General features: G+C 40.2%; 1 pseudogene. It reads left to right on the forward strand.

Annotated features, from left to right (window positions below):
* Nucleotides 1–162 precede the first annotated feature (162 nt).
* Nucleotides 163–243, forward strand: a pseudogene (locus FE392_RS23120) (YjcZ family sporulation protein); the annotation flags it as partial.
* Between the last annotated feature and the right edge of the window lie 33 nt (nt 244–276).

The raw sequence follows: 276 nt of genomic DNA on the forward strand, positions 1-276 counted from the left end.
TTCCTTTTTTAGGTAAATACCTATACATTTCTACCCTCTCTTCCATACATTATAGTAACCGCAGTATTAGCGGGAAATGATAAAGGAGGTCATCTCATGTACGGATACTCATATTGCTATCCAACTTGTTCATATCCTTCCTACGGTTATGGCGGTTCTTGTGGCGGGTCTGGACGCGGCTTCGCCTTAATCGTTGTGTTGTTTATTCTTTTAATTATCGTTGGTGCTGCTTGCATTCGCTAATGTAAAACGAAACAACTATGGAAAGAAACAGAC

It is taken from the genome of Xenorhabdus santafensis (assembly GCF_033949405.1).
Lineage (GTDB): Bacteria > Pseudomonadota > Gammaproteobacteria > Enterobacterales > Enterobacteriaceae > Xenorhabdus > Xenorhabdus santafensis.